12 protein-coding genes are annotated in these 16,406 nt (G+C 65.3%); 5 read left to right on the forward strand and 7 right to left on the reverse strand.

All coding sequences use genetic code 11. The annotated features are described in order from the left end of the window. Positions 1-96 precede the first annotated feature (96 nt). Positions 97-1,479, reverse strand: coding sequence for a glycine--tRNA ligase (locus ACTIIH_RS10745; RefSeq protein ID WP_441451719.1), 1,383 nt, complete (start codon positions 1,477-1,479; stop codon positions 97-99). A 395-nt stretch (positions 1,480-1,874) separates the two neighbouring features. On the opposite strand from ACTIIH_RS10745, the gene ACTIIH_RS10750 reads away from it, so the two are divergent. Next, positions 1,875-3,677, forward strand: a complete 1,803-nt coding sequence (locus ACTIIH_RS10750; protein ID WP_441091630.1) for a DEAD/DEAH box helicase — start codon at positions 1,875-1,877, stop codon at positions 3,675-3,677. A 153-nt stretch (positions 3,678-3,830) separates the two neighbouring features. On the opposite strand, the gene ACTIIH_RS10755 is transcribed toward ACTIIH_RS10750, so the two are convergent. The 4 genes from ACTIIH_RS10755 to ACTIIH_RS10770 form a co-directional block, all read right to left on the reverse strand. Then, positions 3,831-4,607 (reverse strand): isoprenyl transferase, encoded by a 777-nt coding sequence (locus tag ACTIIH_RS10755; RefSeq protein WP_441091631.1) that lies wholly within the window; start codon positions 4,605-4,607, stop codon positions 3,831-3,833. Beyond that, positions 4,604-5,332, reverse strand: coding sequence for a DNA repair protein RecO (gene recO / locus ACTIIH_RS10760; protein WP_441451720.1), 729 nt, complete (start codon positions 5,330-5,332; stop codon positions 4,604-4,606). The genes ACTIIH_RS10755 and recO overlap by 4 nt, the downstream gene beginning before the upstream one ends. Before the next feature lie 86 nt (positions 5,333-5,418). Then, positions 5,419-7,194, reverse strand: a complete 1,776-nt coding sequence (gene leuA / locus ACTIIH_RS10765; protein WP_101553407.1) for a 2-isopropylmalate synthase — start codon at positions 7,192-7,194, stop codon at positions 5,419-5,421. Positions 7,195-7,414: 220 nt separating this feature from the next. Continuing rightward, on the reverse strand, positions 7,415-8,641 hold the full coding sequence (locus ACTIIH_RS10770; RefSeq protein WP_441451721.1) for a DUF6636 domain-containing protein: 1,227 nt from the start codon (positions 8,639-8,641) through the stop codon (positions 7,415-7,417). A gap of 60 nt (positions 8,642-8,701) precedes the next feature. On the opposite strand from ACTIIH_RS10770, the gene ACTIIH_RS10775 reads away from it, so the two are divergent. Both ACTIIH_RS10775 and ACTIIH_RS10780 read left to right on the forward strand, forming a co-directional pair. Continuing rightward, a complete protein-coding gene (locus tag ACTIIH_RS10775; RefSeq protein ID WP_441091634.1) occupies positions 8,702-9,544 on the forward strand; it encodes a L,D-transpeptidase family protein in 843 nt (280 codons plus the stop codon). Positions 9,545-9,575: 31 nt separating this feature from the next. Beyond that, on the forward strand, positions 9,576-10,151 hold the full coding sequence (locus tag ACTIIH_RS10780; protein ID WP_441451722.1) for a hypothetical protein: 576 nt from the start codon (positions 9,576-9,578) through the stop codon (positions 10,149-10,151). A 10-nt stretch (positions 10,152-10,161) separates the two neighbouring features. On the opposite strand, the gene ACTIIH_RS10785 is transcribed toward ACTIIH_RS10780, so the two are convergent. After that, positions 10,162-10,836: an NAD(P)-dependent oxidoreductase gene (locus tag ACTIIH_RS10785; protein ID WP_441091636.1), complete on the reverse strand. Its 675-nt coding sequence runs from the start codon at positions 10,834-10,836 to the stop codon at positions 10,162-10,164. A 73-nt stretch (positions 10,837-10,909) separates the two neighbouring features. Beyond that, positions 10,910-12,634, reverse strand: coding sequence for an N-acetylmuramoyl-L-alanine amidase (locus ACTIIH_RS10790; RefSeq protein WP_441451723.1), 1,725 nt, complete (start codon positions 12,632-12,634; stop codon positions 10,910-10,912). 137 nt (positions 12,635-12,771) lie between these two features. Here ACTIIH_RS10790 and ACTIIH_RS10795 point away from each other — a divergent pair, with 137 nt between their 5' ends. Both ACTIIH_RS10795 and ACTIIH_RS10800 read left to right on the forward strand, forming a co-directional pair. Next, positions 12,772-13,650 carry a DUF817 domain-containing protein gene (locus tag ACTIIH_RS10795; RefSeq protein ID WP_441451735.1) on the forward strand — a complete coding sequence of 293 codons (879 nt, stop codon included), beginning with the start codon at positions 12,772-12,774 and terminating at the stop codon, positions 13,648-13,650. 34 nt (positions 13,651-13,684) lie between these two features. Beyond that, the gene (locus tag ACTIIH_RS10800; protein ID WP_441451724.1) at positions 13,685-16,387 is read left to right on the forward strand and encodes a penicillin acylase family protein; all 2,703 of its coding nucleotides are present in this window, start codon (positions 13,685-13,687) and stop codon (positions 16,385-16,387) included. Positions 16,388-16,406 lie beyond the last annotated feature (19 nt).

Below are 16,406 nucleotides of genomic sequence, written 5' to 3' on the forward strand. Positions count from 1 at the left end.
TGCTCGCCGTGGCGGCCAGCTGTGAGCAGAACCACCTGACGGCGGCCCAGCAACCTGGCGCGAGGTTGCTGGGCCGCCGTCAGGTAGTAATTGGGGTCAGGCGCCGGCGAGGTGGTCGGCCAGGTACTTCTCCACCTGGTCGATGCTCACGCGTTCCTGGCTCATGTCGTCACGCTTGCGGACCGTCACGGCCTGATCATCGAGGGTGTCGAAGTCGACGGTGATGCACAGCGGGGTGCCGATCTCGTCCTGACGACGGTAGCGGCGTCCGATGGCGCCGGCATCGTCGAAGTCGATGTTCCAGCGTCGACGCAGGCGGGCAGCCAGATCCTTGGCCGCAGGGGTGAGCTTCTCGTTGCGGCTCAACGGCAGCACCGCGGCCTTGACCGGAGCCAGTCGCGGATCGAGCCCCAGTACGACGCGCTTGTCGACTCCGCCCTTCGTGTTCGGCGCCTCGTCCTCACTGTAGGCCTCGACGAGGAATGCCATCATCGACCGGGTCAGGCCGAAGGAGGGCTCGATGACATACGGGGTGTAGCGGTCGCCGCTGGCCTGGTCGAAGTACTGCAGCTTCGCTCCCGAGACCTCGGTGTGAGTGCCGAGGTCGTAGTCGGTGCGGTTGGCCACACCCATCAGCTCGCCCCACTCGGATCCTTGGAAGCCGAAGCGGTATTCGATGTCGATGGTGCCGGCCGAGTAGTGCGCACGGTCCTCGGCGGGAACGTCGAGGCGGCGGACGTTGTCGGCAGAGATGCCGAGGTCGAGGAACCAGGACCAGCAGTCTTCGACCCACTGCTTGTAGTAGTCGTCGGCCTCGTCCGGGTGGACGAAGTACTCGATCTCCATCTGCTCGAACTCGCGGGTGCGGAAGATGAAGTTGCCGGGAGTGATTTCGTTGCGGAAGGCCTTGCCGATCTGACCGATGCCGAACGGCGGCTTCTTCCGGGCAGCGGTGAGCACATTGTTGAAGTTGACGAAGATGCCCTGCGCAGTCTCCGGACGCAGGTAGTGGAGTCCGGCTTCGGAGTCGACGGGGCCCAGGAAAGTCTTGACCAGACCGGAGAACTCCTGCGGTTCGGTCCACTGACCACGGGTGCCGCAGTCGGGGCAGACGATATCAGCCATTCCGTTCTCCGGGGCTTTCTTGTTCTTCGCCTCATACGCCTCGACGAGGTGATCCTCGCGGTGGCGCTTGTGGCAGTTGAGGCACTCGACGAGAGGATCGACGAAGGTGGCGACGTGGCCGGAGGCTTCCCAGACCCGCTTGGGCAGAATGATGGAGGAATCGAGGCCGACGACGTCTTCGCGACCGCGCACGAACTGCTGCCACCACTGGGCCTTGATATTGTCCTTGAGCTCTACGCCCAAGGGCCCGTAGTCCCATGCCGAGCGGGAACCGCCGTAGATCTCTCCTGCTTGGAAGACGAATCCTCTGCGCTTGGCCAGGGCGATGACGGCATCCAACTTGGACTGTGCCACTAGTTCTCTCCTTGTTTCAGTTCGCCGACGGCCGGCTGCCGTGGCTCGCAGGTACCAGCCTAACCGGTCACGTGCCCGTGTCCTCAACACCGGCCCGACCTGCCCGGACGCCCGCCCTCGACGACGGAAAGGCACCGCGATGGACACCATGGGAGGCGACTGATCTCACACTCGGTTTCCCATTTCGGAGCCGACTCGGCGAGGGCACGGCATGTAGACTCGGGGTACACCCAAACCTTTCTCCGTACCGACGTCTTCACGTCTGTCCAAGCGCGTTCTTGGATCACTACGGTTTCGGCCCGGATTGCTCACGATGATTGCACAAGCGGCCGCAGGGTAGATCGCCACTACAGTCATCTGCGATCAAGTGTGTGCCGACGTGAGAGAGATCACTCATGACCGATGTGTCCGCAACCGACGAAACCACTCCGAGATTCTCCGAACTGGGACTCCACCCGCTCGTGCTCAAGGCCGTAGAGGCGCAGGGCTACGAGATCCCCACCCCCATCCAGGCCGAGACCATCCCGACCCTCCTGTCGGGCCGCGACGTCATCGGTCTCGCCCAGACCGGAACCGGCAAGACCGCGGCCTTCGCCCTGCCGGCCCTGTCCGACCTCGCCGAGGCGGGGCGCGCCGAGGACGGCCCGTTCGCTCTCGTCCTCACCCCCACTCGCGAACTCGCGATCCAGGTCGCCGAGGCGTTCACCTCCTATGCCACTCAGCTGCCCGACTTCTCCGTGCTCCCGATCTACGGCGGTCAGGCCTACGGCCCGCAGCTGGCGGGTCTGCGCCGCGGTGCGCAGGTCGTCGTCGGCACTCCCGGTCGTGTCATCGACCACCTGAAGAAGGGTTCGCTCAAGCTCGGCAGCCTGCGTCACCTCATCCTCGACGAGGCCGACGAGATGCTCAAGATGGGCTTCGCCGAAGACATCGAAGAGATCTTCAGCCAGGTCGGTGAGGACCGTCAGGTCGCTCTGTTCTCGGCCACCATGCCGACCTCGATCCACCGGATCACCGGCAAGTACCTGGACGACCCGCAGGAAGTTCGGGTCGCCGCGAAGTCGCAGACCGGCGCGAATATCCGCCAGCGCTACTTCATGGTCCAGCATTCGCACAAGCTCGACGCTCTGACCCGCATCCTCGAGGTCGAGGAGTACGAGGGCATCATCATGTTCGTGCGCACGAAGCAGGCCACCGAGGAGCTGGCCGAGAAGCTGCGCGCCCGCGGGTTCAAGACCGCCGCGATCAACGGCGACATCCCCCAGCAGGCACGTGAGCGCACGATCGACATGCTGCGCGAAGGCAAGATCGACATCCTCGTCGCCACCGACGTGGCCGCCCGCGGACTCGACGTCGAACGCATCACCTTGGTCGTCAACTACGACATCCCGCACGACACCGAGTCCTACGTCCACCGCATCGGTCGCACCGGCCGTGCCGGACGTTCCGGTGAGGCGATCCTCTTCGTCACCCCGCGGGAACAGCGCATGCTCGGCTCGATCGAACGCGCCACGAAGCAGAAGGTCGAACCGCTGACCCTTCCCAGCGTCGAGGAGCTGACGAACACTCGCGTCGAGAAGTTCACGAAGCGCATCGACGATGTGCTCGCTACCACCGAACTGTCCGAACTCACCGAGGTCATCGAGGCGTACTCGCTCTCCCGCGACGTGCCGGCCTCGAACATCGCAGCCGCTCTCGCCTCCCTCGTCCTCGAGTCGAATACGCTCAAGGCCGAGCCGATGCCCGAGCCGGCGCGCCGTCAGGGCCGTGACCGCGACCGCGATGGTGGTCGTGACGGCGGCCGTCCGGGCCGCGGCGGACGCGCCCGCGATGAGAACATGACGACCTACCGTCTGGCCCTGGGCCGCAACGAACGCCTCCAGCCGGGTGCCGTGGTCGGAGCGATCGCGAACGAAGGCGGAATCACCTCGAAGCAGATCGGCCATATCGACATCCGTTCGAACCATACGCTCGTCGACCTGCCCAAGGACCTCGATCCGTCGGTGCTGCGCAAGCTCTCGCACACCGAGATCCAGGGCCGGCCCATCGACATCCGTCCGGATTCCGGTCGCCCGGGACGCCCGTTCAAGAAGCGCAACTTCGACAAGCAGCCCGGTGACGGCCGCAACTTCCGCGGTGATCGCCGAGGCGGCAAGAAGTTCGGCGGGCGGGGCGACCGTCCTCGCGACCGCTACTGATCAGCGGTCGTCGCTCTGACGCACTCGACCGAGGTGCCGGCGCAGCAGTGAGATCATGACAACGGCCCCGCATCGGTGACGCTGCCGGGCCGTTGTCGTACCCGTACGACGTTTCGGCGGCCCTGGGCCATCGTGACAGACCGGGCCTTCGCGTCAGGCCGAAGGCGTGTCGACAGCGCCGCCGAAGCGACGGTCGCGGCGGGCGTACTCCTCGATCGCCGCCCACAGGGTGCGCCGGTCGACATCGGGCCACAGCACGTCCTGGAAGACCATTTCGGCATAGGCGGACTGCCAGAGCAGGAAGTTCGAGGTCCGCTGCTCCCCCGATGACCGCATGAACAGGTCGACGTCGGGCACGAGGGGAGCGTAGAGGCGGGAGCGGACGGTCTTCTCCGAGACCTTGCCGGGCTTGAGCTTCCCGGCGGCGACGTCGGCGGTGATCTCATTGATCGCGTCGACGATCTCGGACCGTCCGCCGTAGTTGACGCAGAACTGGAGCACCAGGCCCGTGTTGTGCTTCGTCATCTCGGCGGCGGTCTCGAGCTCGTCGATGACCGAACGCCAGAGGCGACCGCGCCGCCCGGACCACACGATGCGCACGCCGAGTGCGTTGAGCTCGTCGCGTCGGCGACGGATGACGTCGCGATTGAAGCCCATGAGGAATCGCACCTCTTCGGGTGAGCGCTTCCAGTTCTCGGTCGAGAACGCATACGCCGACAGAAAGTCCACGCCGATCTCGATCGCGCCGTGGATGACGTCGAGCAGCGACGCCTCACCGGCCTTGTGCCCTTCCGTGCGCGGCAGCCCCCGCTGATTCGCCCACCGACCATTGCCGTCCATGACGATCGCGACGTGCCTGGGGACGAACTTCGCGTCGATTCGCGGGGGTGTCACTCCGCTGGGGTGGGCCGGTGGTGCGGGGTAGCTCATGTGCTCTCCAGAACTCTCAGGGATCGGATATTGCGCTCGAGGTGCCACGACACCCAGTCCGAGACCAGCTTCGACCCGTCGATCTGATCGTGCAGGTCTGAGGCCTCGGCCCGCTCCCAGTCTCCGGACAGAAGCGCAGCCATATGTTCGAGTGCATCAGTGTCAGGCAGCGCCGCCCCCGAGGGACGACAGTTCGTGCACACGGCCCCGCCCAGTGCTGCGGAGAACGCCCGGTGAGGCCCGGGGCTCCCGCACTGGGCGCAGTCGAGCAGGCTCGGTGCCCACCCGGCCACGGACATCGCGCGCAGCAGGTACGCGTCCAGCGACAGCCTCGGCGGGTGTTCGCGATTGCACAGCGAGCGGATCGCGGACACGAGGAGGAGGAAATGCGTGCGCGACTGGGGTTCGGCTTCGGTGATGCTGCGTGCCGTCTCGGCCATCACCGAGGCGGCCGAATAGACATCGAAGTCTGTGGCGATTCCGCGGGCGAAGGGTTCGATGAGTTCGACCTGGGTGACGATGTCGAGGCTGCGACCGACATGGCATTGCAGATCGACGAGCATAAAGGGTTCGAGGCGGGAGCCGAACCGCGATTTCGTCCGTCGCACACCCTTCGCGACCGCGCGGATGAGGCCGTGGCTGCGAGTGAGCACGGTGACGATGCGGTCGGCTTCGCCGAGCTTGTGCCCGCCGAGCACGATGCCTTCATCACGATAATTGTGCACTGGCCCATTATCGCCCAAGCGCGGCGGGGAATCATCCCGCCGCGCTTAGGCGACTGCTGTGAGATCGGCCTCCGAGGCGATGGTGCTCAGGCCTGACGGTCCCGGTCACGGTCACGGGCGGCCCGGTTGACGGCCGAGACGACGGCCTTGAGCGAGGCCTTCGTGATGTTCGGGTGCAGTCCGGCGCCCCACACGACGCGGTCTTCGACGGCGAGTTCGACATAGGCAGCGGCGTTGGTGTCGGCGCCGGAGCCGATGGCGTGCTCGGAGTAGTCCTGGAGACGGACGTCGACGTCGAACTGGTCGATGAGGATCTTCACGAGCGCGTCGATCGGTCCGTTGCCGCGTCCTTCGTAGGTGCGTTCCTGACCATCGACGATGAGGTCGACCTCGATGCGCTCGGCCGACGAGCCGGCAGCGTCGACGTTGCCCGACTCAGTGCGCAGACCGACGATCTGGAAGCGGCCCCACGCCTTCTCGGGGTCGTCGGCGGGCAGGTATTCGTAGTTGAAGATGCGGCGGATCTCCTCGGCGGTGACCTCACCGCCGGCCTCGGTGTGCTGCTGCACGGCGCGGGAGAATTCGACCTGCATGCGACGCGGCAGGTCGAGTCCGTGCTCGCTCTTGAGCAGGTAGGTCACTCCACCCTTGCCGGACTGCGAGTTCACTCGGATGATCGCCTCGTAGCTGCGGCCCAGGTCCTTCGGGTCGACCGGCAGGTAGGGCATGTCCCATTCCATGAGGTCGACCGGGGTGCCCTGAGCGTTCGCTTTCTTCTCTCGATCGGCGAAGGCCTTGTTGATCGCGTCCTGGTGCGAGCCCGAGAACGAGGTGAAGACGAGGTCGCCGCCGTAGGGGTGGCGTTCGTGGACGCCGATCTGGTTGCATTCGGTGACGGTGTGGATGACTTCGTCGATGTCGGAGAAGTCGAGCTCCGGATCGATGCCCTGGGTGTACAGGTTGAGGGCGACGGTGACGAGGTCGAGGTTTCCGGTGCGCTCACCGTTGCCGAACAGGCAGCCTTCGATCCGGTCGGCGCCGGCCATCATCCCCATCTCCGCCGCGGCCACGCCGGTGCCCCGGTCGTTGTGCGGGTGGAGGGACACGGCCACCTCGTCGCGATAGGGCATATTGCGGCAGAACCATTCGATCTGGTCCGCATACGTGTTCGGGGTTCCGCGTTCGACGGTGGCAGGCAGGTTGACGACGGTTTCGCGACCATCGGCGGGCTGCCACATGTCGAGGACGCTGCCGACGATGTCGAGGGCGAACTCGGGTTCGGTGTCGACGAAGATCTCCGGCGAGTACTGGTAGCCGAAGTCCGCATCGGACAGCAGCGTCTCGGCGTGCTTCATCACGGCCTGAGTGCCCTGCAGAGCGATATCGCGGGTCTGATCGAAGCCGTCACCGTCGAAACCGAAGACGACTTTGCGGAAGACCGGAGCCGTCGCGTTGTAGAGGTGCACGGTGGGCATCTTCGCGCCGACGAGGGATTCGACGGTGCGTTCGATGAGGTCCTCTCGAGCCTGCGTGAGCACGGAGATGCGGACGTCATCGGGGATCGCATCCTGTTCGATGATCTCGCGGACGAAGTCGAAGTCGACCTGGCTGGCCGCGGGGAATCCGACCTCGATCTCCTTGAACCCGAGCCGCACGAGCAGATCGAACATCTTGCGTTTGCGGTCGGGCGTCATCGGGTCGATAAGCGCCTGATTGCCGTCGCGCAGGTCGGTGCTCAGCCAGCGTGGCGCCTTGCTGATGATCTGATCCGGCCAGGTGCGATCGCGCATATCCAGCGCGATGCGGTCCTGGAACGACTTGTACTTGCCGAACGGCATCGGAGTTGGCTTCTGCAGTTTCATAGTTCCTCTAACTTCAGTTTCTCAGCGCTTGACCAGCATACGAGGACTCCGCGACGAGCGTGCTGTCCGTTCAGGACTCGTCGCGGCAAGGAAGGAGGAGGATCCTGTGAGCCACACCGCCACCGTAGTCCCCCTCCCTCGGTGCGTCCGAATCCGGTCCACATCCTGAGAACGCCGAGGCGACACCGCCCGATCCTCCGCCGCCCTGTCTCAGGCCGCCCTATTTGAGGAAGTCGACCGAGGCGCGGCGGACGTTGAAGCCGACTCCGGTGTCGTCGGACTTGCAGGTCATGCCCTCCCTGCTGGAGGTGCAGGTCATTCCCTCAGCGGAGATCGAGTCCCCGTAGCCGAGGACGCGTGCCGGGCCGTTGCTCTCGGGAGCGTCGAGGCAGGAGAATCCCGCGCCGTCCCTGTTCGCCACGACGATGGAGCCCCAATCGTCGAGTCGGCAGTCGTCGGGCTTCTCCGGTGGTGAGAAATCGTAGTCCTTGATCACGCAACGCGCCCGTTCGGAGTCGATGGTGCAGGCGATGTTGCCCGACGGAGAGGCGAAGCTCTCCTCGGCGACGGGAGCCGTCGAGCTGCCGGAATCGGACGGCTCGGGATCATCGGTCTGACCGATCGAGGGTTCGTCCGTGGGCCCGACCGTGGTGGTGTCCTCCCCCTGAGTGGAGTCCCAGACGATATAGCCGACGATGCCGAGGGCGAGGATGAGCGCGATGGCCGCTAGCACCCAGAGCCACGCGGGGACCTTCTTCGTGTCTCCGCGCCGACCATAGGGATCGTGCGGGCCGCCCGGATATCCCGGACCCCCAATCCCACCAGGCCCGCCGGGCCCGCCAGGTCCCCCGGGCCCCCCGGAACCGGCAGGTCCGCCCGGCCCATAGCCGGCGGCATAGCCTGCGGGGGCGGCGGCGTACGCGAGACCGCGGCCGGCCTGCCCGTGGCCAGGTCCACCGGGTCGACCGGTACCGGACTGAGCGTGACCGGGTCCCGCCGGCGACTGCACCGGCCCGGCGGACTGCGGCTGCGGCGCCGGGGCCGGACCTGCGGCACCGAATTCGCTGCCCCACTGTCCCTGATGGGGGTGGGGTGCGGGCTGCGGGTTCCACTGCTTCGGAGCCGAGGGCGCCTCAGCAGCGGCGATGTCATCGGAGTTCACTTTGCGCGGCGCGGCCGGCAGCCCGCCGGTCTCATATCCTTCGGCGGCGGCGAGCCCGCGCAGCTCTTCGAGGCTGAGAACCTCGGTGGCATCGGTGCCATCGGATTCGACCATCGACCGCAGCCTCTGAAGTTCTGCGGGGGTCAGCGCTTGGGTGGATCCGTCGGCGGCCGCGGAATCATCCTCGCCGATGAACAACTGGGTTGTGATCGACTCCGGAGACTCCTCGGCCGGCTTCCGACGCCCGGGGCGCGGAGGATGGTTCGGCACAGGTGGAATGCTCATGAGGTCATCTTCGCATAGTCGCTACCGGCGAGTTCCCATGCTTCGTGAGATGATGACCTCATGTCCGATGGAGTCCTCCGGCGCGCGGGAGTGCCCGCGCTTCTCGTCTGCGCTCTGCTGGTGACCGCCTGCGGGGCCGATGCCGACGACGGCACGGACGAGTCCTCGGCGGCCGAATCCGCCGATTTCGCCGCTCCGGCACAGCAGACGAGTTTCGGTGATTTCGCAGCCCCGGCCCAGGATTCCCCCACCGGAGCCGACTCCGCATCGACGACATCCGATCAGACCGGCACCGAGGCGACCGGTCCGGTCCACCCCGTCCCTGTCCCCGGTCTGGCGAAGGAGTTCGCCGACCAGATCCCGGCAGAGACCTCGCAGGTCCTCGTCGCGACCTCGCCGACAGCCGATTCGGAGAAGTCGAGTCTGAGCTTCTACGAGTTCACGGACAAGAAGTGGAAGAAGCTCAAGACCTTCGACACCCACAACGGCTCCAAAGGATGGCTGAAGGATCGCCGCGAGGGCGATAAGACCACCCCGATCGGAGTGTTCACGCTCAGCGACGCGGGCGGGTTCAAAGCCGACCCTGGCACCGACCTCCCCTACACCCAGGACGATCGGCTGCCCTCCTCGGCGACGGTGGCCTATGGGGCGGACTATGCGTCGGTCTTCGACTACATCATCGCCATCGACTACAACCGCAAGCCCGGCACCCCGCCCACGGACACGACGCGACCGATGGGTTGGGACAAGGGCGGCGGAATCTGGCTGCACCTCGACCACGATTCGGGCACGAACGGCTGCGTGACCCTCGACGAGGCAGACCTCAAGTGGATCATGCGCACCCTCGATCCCGAGGCCCATCCGCGCATCGCCATGGGGCCGACACCCGAAGTCAAGAAATAGCAGAGCCTGAGAAGCAGGAGAGCAGGATCCCGTGCGCCGTCTCATCATCTCCCTCGTCCAGTCGATCAACGGCTCGTTAGCCGAGGACGGCTGGTCGACCGGGGTGTCCACGGACGCTGACTTCCGGCGCTTCCTCGCCCTGCGCCGCAGCGCGAACGCGATCATCATCGACCGGCGCACCGCGCTCAATCCGCAGCTGCCTGTCATCAACGCCGCCGGCAAAACCCTGGAGCACACACCCGTGTATGTGCTCACCGAGTCCGATCCGACGTCTCTGCAGGCCGAGCTCGATGCCCGCGGTCTCGACTATCGTGCCCAGCATTTCAGTCCGGACACCATCACCGAGGTGGCCGCCTCCCTGAGCACGGCACCGTCCCCCGAATCGGCACCAACCGACGAGGCGGTGCTGCTGTGCGAATCGGGTCCGAATCTCGCGTTCCGCCTGCTCGAGCACTATCCGGGCGCAGAACTGCATCTGAGCGTGAGTCCGCGCTATCTCCGCACTCCCGGCAGCCACTTCTCCGGGCTCGAGGCCGAGATCGATCTGCGCCTCATCGATGTGCGCACCGAGGACGACCAGGTCTTCCTCCGCTACACCCGCGCCTGAGTCGAAGCAGTCAGCCGGCAGAGATCCCAGCGTTCGCGTCGATCTCGGTGCTCACCTCGAAGCGATCGGGTGAGTCAAGGATCGCGGTGAGGGCATCGGCCACCTCGGCGAGGGGGACGGTGTCGACTCCCCCGGACAGATCATTGCGATCATCGCCGCCGATCGGAGCCATGATCCGCAGTTCGCGGAAGGCCACTCTCGTCGATTCTGCCGCGGCGACTTCGATGAGCATCTTCTGCGCGGCGCCGAAGACGCTGATCGCCCCGGACCCGGGCAGCGCTTCGACGCTGGCGACGCCGTTGAGGGCCAGGTGGACGAATCCCCGGACCCCGCTCGTCCGGTCGGTGGCCAGGGACTGCGAGATCGCACAGGCCGTGAAGTGCCCGCGCAGGTAGGAGTCATAGTCCGCATCGAACTTCTCCAGACCTCGGTCGAGCACCGGTTCGTCGATGTACCAGCCGCCGATGGCGGCGATGACGGCATCGACCGGCGGCAGGTCTCTGGAGGCGAGCGCCGAGGTGACCGCCTCCGGCTCGTCCACCCAGTTCGGCACGGTCACCGGTTCGTATGCCGTCTCCGTGCCCGGAGCGCGGCGGACGATGCCGGTGACTGTGTGCTGCGGACCGAGCTGCTGGGCGAGTCCGGTTCCGACGTGGCCGGAGGCGCCGAAGAGGAGGATGTGCATGAGGCGAGTCTATGTCCCTTGCTCTTCAGGTTCCTCCCTCTTCGGTCCCCGGCCGCCTCCACGGAGGACAGCGCTATCTGCGGATATGGACCTTGATGCCGGTCTTCTTCGTATAGGTCATATAGCCGCGTTCGAAGTTCTGGCGTTTGACGCCGTTCTTCACTGTCCGGTCAGCGGTGGGCAGTCCGAGAGTGCTGCATTCATAGCCCATCTTCTTCCACTTCGTCAGGAAGCCGCCGTAGATGACATCGCTGCCGGTCTGCGGTGACCAGGTGATCATTCCGGAGTGGAATCTCTGGTATCGAGCGCTCTTCCGGTATTTGAAGGTCTGCTTATCGTTGCTGGGGAACCCGAGGACGCCTTTCTCATACTTCACTCGTTTGTAGGCGACACGGATCTGGCCCTTGGTGAGGAAGTGCGCACCGGTTGATTTCGACCAATACACGGTGCCCTTGGCGAACGACTGGTAGGCACCGTTCGGGTTCTTCAGCTTCTTCTCCGAGCCGACCGGTTTGCCGGTCTTTCCCGCGTTCTTCTGATAGTACGAACCGATTGCCCCCTTCGTCGGGTACGTCTTCGGCTTCGGTGCCGGAGTCTTGGTGGGCGCTTTCGTCGGTGGCGGGGTCAGCTCAGGCACCAGTGCTTTGGCTCCCGTGCGGATGCTGCCGAGCTTGTTGTAGAACGCGAGTCCCGGGCATTCGGTGTAGCTCGTGTCCCGGTGACCGGCGACGACGTTGAGGCTGACCTTCTTCCCGAGAGCGTACTTGCTCGTGCCGCCCCCACCGGAGGTCAAGGTCATCTTCCCGGTGGGGTTGAAGCCGTACTGCCCTGCTTTCCACGCGACGAGGCGCTTGACCGAGGTCTGTGCTGCCGAACTCGGAGCCGCCGACGAATAGGTGCCGAGCACGCTGATGCCGATGGTCCATGAATTGAACCCGGAGGCGTGAGCTCCGGTCACTGCCTTGTCCAGGCTGCCGGCACGGCCCTCGTACATGGTGCCGTATTTGTCGACGAGGAAGTTGTACCCGAGGTCGCACCACCCGCGGTTCTGCGTGTGGAAGGCGAGGTAACCGCGGATGATCGCCGGTGCCTGTGCTTTCGAGTACGAGTTCGAACCCGCGGTGTGGTGGATGAACACGCCCTTGGCCGACGACGTCTTGTCCGTGGCGCAGCGGACGAGCTTCTCATCGGCACCCCACTGTTTGCGGGTGACGATCTTGGCCCGCAGATCCTTGGCCGAGATCTGCGCGTCGACTGCCGGTCCCGTGGCCGAATGCGTGCTCACTCCCCCAGCGGAATTCGCGACCTGTGCGTCAGCCTTGGTGACTGCAGTGGACACCTGGGTGATCTGCAGATCATCGGTATCAGCCTGCTTGTCTGCGGCGCGCACCTCGACAGTGTCCGAATCGAGCACCGGAAGGGCAACGGACTGCGACTGGTGTGAGGCAGCGGGAATCTGAGCGGCCTCTGCGGAAACGGCGTCGGGGCCTCCCCCGTCATCGGTCGGCAGGCTCTCCCACGCCGACCAGCCGTTGCCGTCACGAGTGCGGATTTCGAGTTCGGGGTCGTCCCCTTCCCACGTGGCACCGATGATCGTGACGTCGGAGGAATCGACTGGCAGAGTCGTGACCTCATCGGTCTGGGCATCGACGGTCCTCTCGGAGGGAGTACCGCCGGCGGCAGAAGCGCCGGGCGTGTTCGTGTGTGTTTCCGGTGTGGCGGCGAGCGCCGGTCCCGATAGGGTCGCAGTGAGGAGAATTCCGGTGAGTGCCGAGGCGAGGAATGGCAACGGTTTCATCAGTTATGGTCCTTGAGGTCGTCCATGACCAAGTGAGCGTTCTTCTCACTGGATGGGGCCGAATTACGGGCACCCAGTGTGACCGCAGGATTATCTTAAGGTTATTCTCAGATTTCCGGAAGTGGGTGCTTCAGCAGATGGCGGATCGCCGCGAACTCACTCGACTCGAGGCAGTCCTCGACGCCTTCGCCGACCGCGTTCTCCCCCGCGTCCCTGCCGGAATACGGGAGTTCCTCGCCTTCGGAATCAAACAGGCGTGGGCGTGTCTCTTCGGTGCTCTCATGCTCTTAGCGATCATCGCCACCGCGTGGCTCTACCCCGATGACGCGGCCATCGCCCGCAACGACTTCCTTGTCATCCTCGCCGTGCTCATCCAGATCGGCATGCTCGTCGCTCGACTCGAGACCGGTCGCGAGCTCATCGTCATCATCGTCTTCCACATCGTCGGCACCGGCATGGAGATCTTCAAGACCGCAGTGGGTTCATGGAACTACGCCCCCGGCGGGGTCCTCCACATCGGCGCAGTACCGCTGTTCACCGGGTTCATGTACGCCGCCGTCGGCTCCTATATCGTCCGCGTGTACCGTCTCTTCGACTTGCGGTTCAGCCATTACCCGCCGAGGTGGCTGACCGTGATCATCGCCGCCTCCATCTACGTCAACTTCTTCACCCACCACTTGATCGTCGACCTCCGACTGCTCCTCGTCTTGGCCACCGTCATCGTCTTCTTCCGCTGCCGCATGCACTTCCATATCCATCGCAGGACTCTGACGATGCCCGTGCTGCTGGCCTTTCTCCTCGTCGCCTTCTTCATCTGGGTGGCCGAGAACATCGGGACCGCGGCCGGTGCCTGGCTGTATCCGAGCCAGGACGACGGCTGGCACCTGGTGCCGCTGACGAAGCTGGTGGCCTGGTTCCTGCTCATGATGATCTCCGTCGTCCTCGTGACCTTCGTCCACAGACCCGGGCCGCCTGAGGTCCACAGACCCGAGCCTCCTGACACCTATACTTGCTGAGAACCGACACTTCCAGGACGGCCGAAGGAGACTCATGGCGGCACCCGATGCGCAGAATGAGAAGGAATCGAGCGCATTGCTCAAGGTGCTCCGCCCAACCAGCGGTTCCACCATGTCGGTCAGTGTTCGTGTGCTGCTGCGCGTCATCGCCGGAGTCGTCGTCCTCGCTCTCATCCTCGCCCTCGTCGGACTGTTCCTCGTCCGTCGGTCCTTCCCGACCACCGACGGCGAGATCTCGCTGCCGGGGCTCGACGCGCCGGTCACCGTCCACCGTGACGAATCGGGTGTGCCCACCATCGAGGCCGAAACCGCCCACGACCTGTTCCTGGCTCAGGGGTTCGTCCACGCTCAGGACCGGTTCTGGGAGATGGACTTCCGCCGACACGTCACCTCGGGACGACTCTCCGAACTCTTCGGCAAATCCCAGCTGGGCACCGACACCTTCATCCGCACGCTCGGCTGGCGGAAGGTCGCCGAGCAGGAGGTGAAGAAGCTCGACAAGACGAGTCTGGGCTACTACGAGGCCTACGCGGACGGCGTCAACGCCTATCTCGAGGACAAATCCCCCACCGAGCTGTCCCTCGAATACGCCGTCCTCGGCCTCGAGACCGGCAGGACCGAGGTCGAGAAATGGACCCCGGTCGACAGCGTCGCCTGGCTCAAGGCCATGGCGTGGGATCTGCGATCGAACCTCGAAGACGAGATCGACCGGTCGATCCTCAGCTCGGAGCTCACCGACGAGCAGATGAGCGACCTCTATCCGGATTACCCATATGCCACGCGTCCGACGATCCTCGGCGGCAGAGCGGGCGACAAGGCACCGAAGGACCGCAGCGACGACGTCGACGACGAGGCCCATACCGACGACCGGACGCGGGAGGCCGATGAGGCGCAGGCCGGAGGCACTGTCACGAAGGCTCCCCGAACGGGGACCACCGACACCGAGGCGGCCGCCCCGACCGATGGTCTCCTCGACCTGCGGAATACGCTCACATCGCTGCCGCCGATGCTGGGACAGAACAGCGACGATATCGGGTCGAACTCGTGGGTGATCTCCGGGGAGCACACGAACACCGGTCGACCGCTGCTGTCCAATGACCCGCACCTAGCCCCGGCGATGCCCTCGGTGTGGTACCAGGTGGGACTGCGATGCAAGAAGGTCACCGATGAATGCCCCTTCGACGTCACCGGTTTCTCCTTCTCCGGACTGCCGGGAGTCGTCATCGGCCACAACCAGTCGATCGCCTGGGGACTGACGAACCTCGGCGCAGATGTCACCGACCTCGTGGTGGAGAAGATCCGCGACGGGAAGGTCATCCACGACGACGGTGACGAACCGCTGCAGGTGCGCAAGGAGACGATCGAGGTCGCGGGCGAGGACCCGCGCGAGATCACCATCCGCTCCACCCGCAACGGCCCACTCGTGTCGAAGCTCGACGGCACGTATCGCAAAGCACTCGATGCGACGACCGGTGCGGATTCGCAGGACCCGAAGTCGGGACCGGCCGAGGAGCACTATGGTCTCGCCCTCGATTGGACGGCTCTGCGTCCGGGCACGACCGCCTCGGCGGTGTTCGCCATCAACAGGGCCACGAACTGGCAGGAATTCCGGCACGCGGCGTCCCTGTTCGACGTGCCCTCCCAGAACCTCGTCTACGCCGATGTCGCCGGGAACATCGGCTATCAGGCCCCCGGGATGATCCCACGCCGAGGCACAGCCGACGGCACCGTGCCCCGCCGCGGGTGGGAATCCGACGAGGATTGGCAGGGCTGGGTCGACTTCGAGGACCTCCCACACCTGTACAACCCCGAACGCGGATGGATCGTCACGGCGAACAACCCGGTCGCCGCCCCCGGCGAGACCGTGCAGCTGGGCGGGGACTTCGACTATGGAGATCGTGCCCGCCGCATCACGAAACGCATCAAGGACGCGGTCGACGAGGGCCGGAAGCTGCGGCCGATGGACATGGCGGAGATCCAGGACGACGACCAGAATCCGTTCGCCGCGAAACTCGTACCCGAAGCGGTGAAGATCCACTCCTATGGTGACGAGGACATCCTCGAGGCGAAGAAGCTGCTGAAGAGCTGGAACGGCTTCGACTCCGCGAACAGCGCGGGCGCCGCCTACTTCAATGTGCTCACGAAGACGCTGCTCGAGCAGACGATCAGCTCGAAGCTGCCCGACGGGGTGTCCCCCGCCGGCGGTTCACGGTGGTACCTCGTGCTCTCGGAACTGCTCGAAGACCCGGATTCCAGGTGGTGGTCGAGCAAGGGCGTCGAAGGTCGGGACGAGGCTCTTCGCACGGCCATGAAGACGGCGTGGGCGGAGACGGAGGACCTGCTGGGACCGGAGCCCGTGACCTGGCGGTGGGGAATCCTGCACCGACTGACGATCCGCAATGCCAGCCTCGGCGAATCCGGGATCACACCGGTGGAGAAGCTGTTCAACCGCGGCCCCTACGAGGTCTCGGGCGGTTCGGGAGTCGTCCATGCCACCGGCTGGGACGCCTCGGTCGGATATGAGACGAACTGGGTGCCGTCGATGCGTCAGACGGTCGATCTGTCGAACTTCGACGCCTCGAACTGGATCAACCTCACGGGCGCGTCGGGGCATGCCTTCCACCCGCATTACGACGATCAGACGAACGATTGGGCCGCCAATGTCAATCGACCGTGGCCGTACTCGAAGGAGGCCGTGGCCGCGGCGGCGGAGGACACACTCACTCTCGAGCCCTGAGGGCAGGGCAGGCCTGAGG

This window comes from Brevibacterium sp. (assembly GCF_052105255.1).
Taxonomy (GTDB): Bacteria; Actinomycetota; Actinomycetes; order Actinomycetales; family Brevibacteriaceae; genus Brevibacterium; species Brevibacterium linens_B.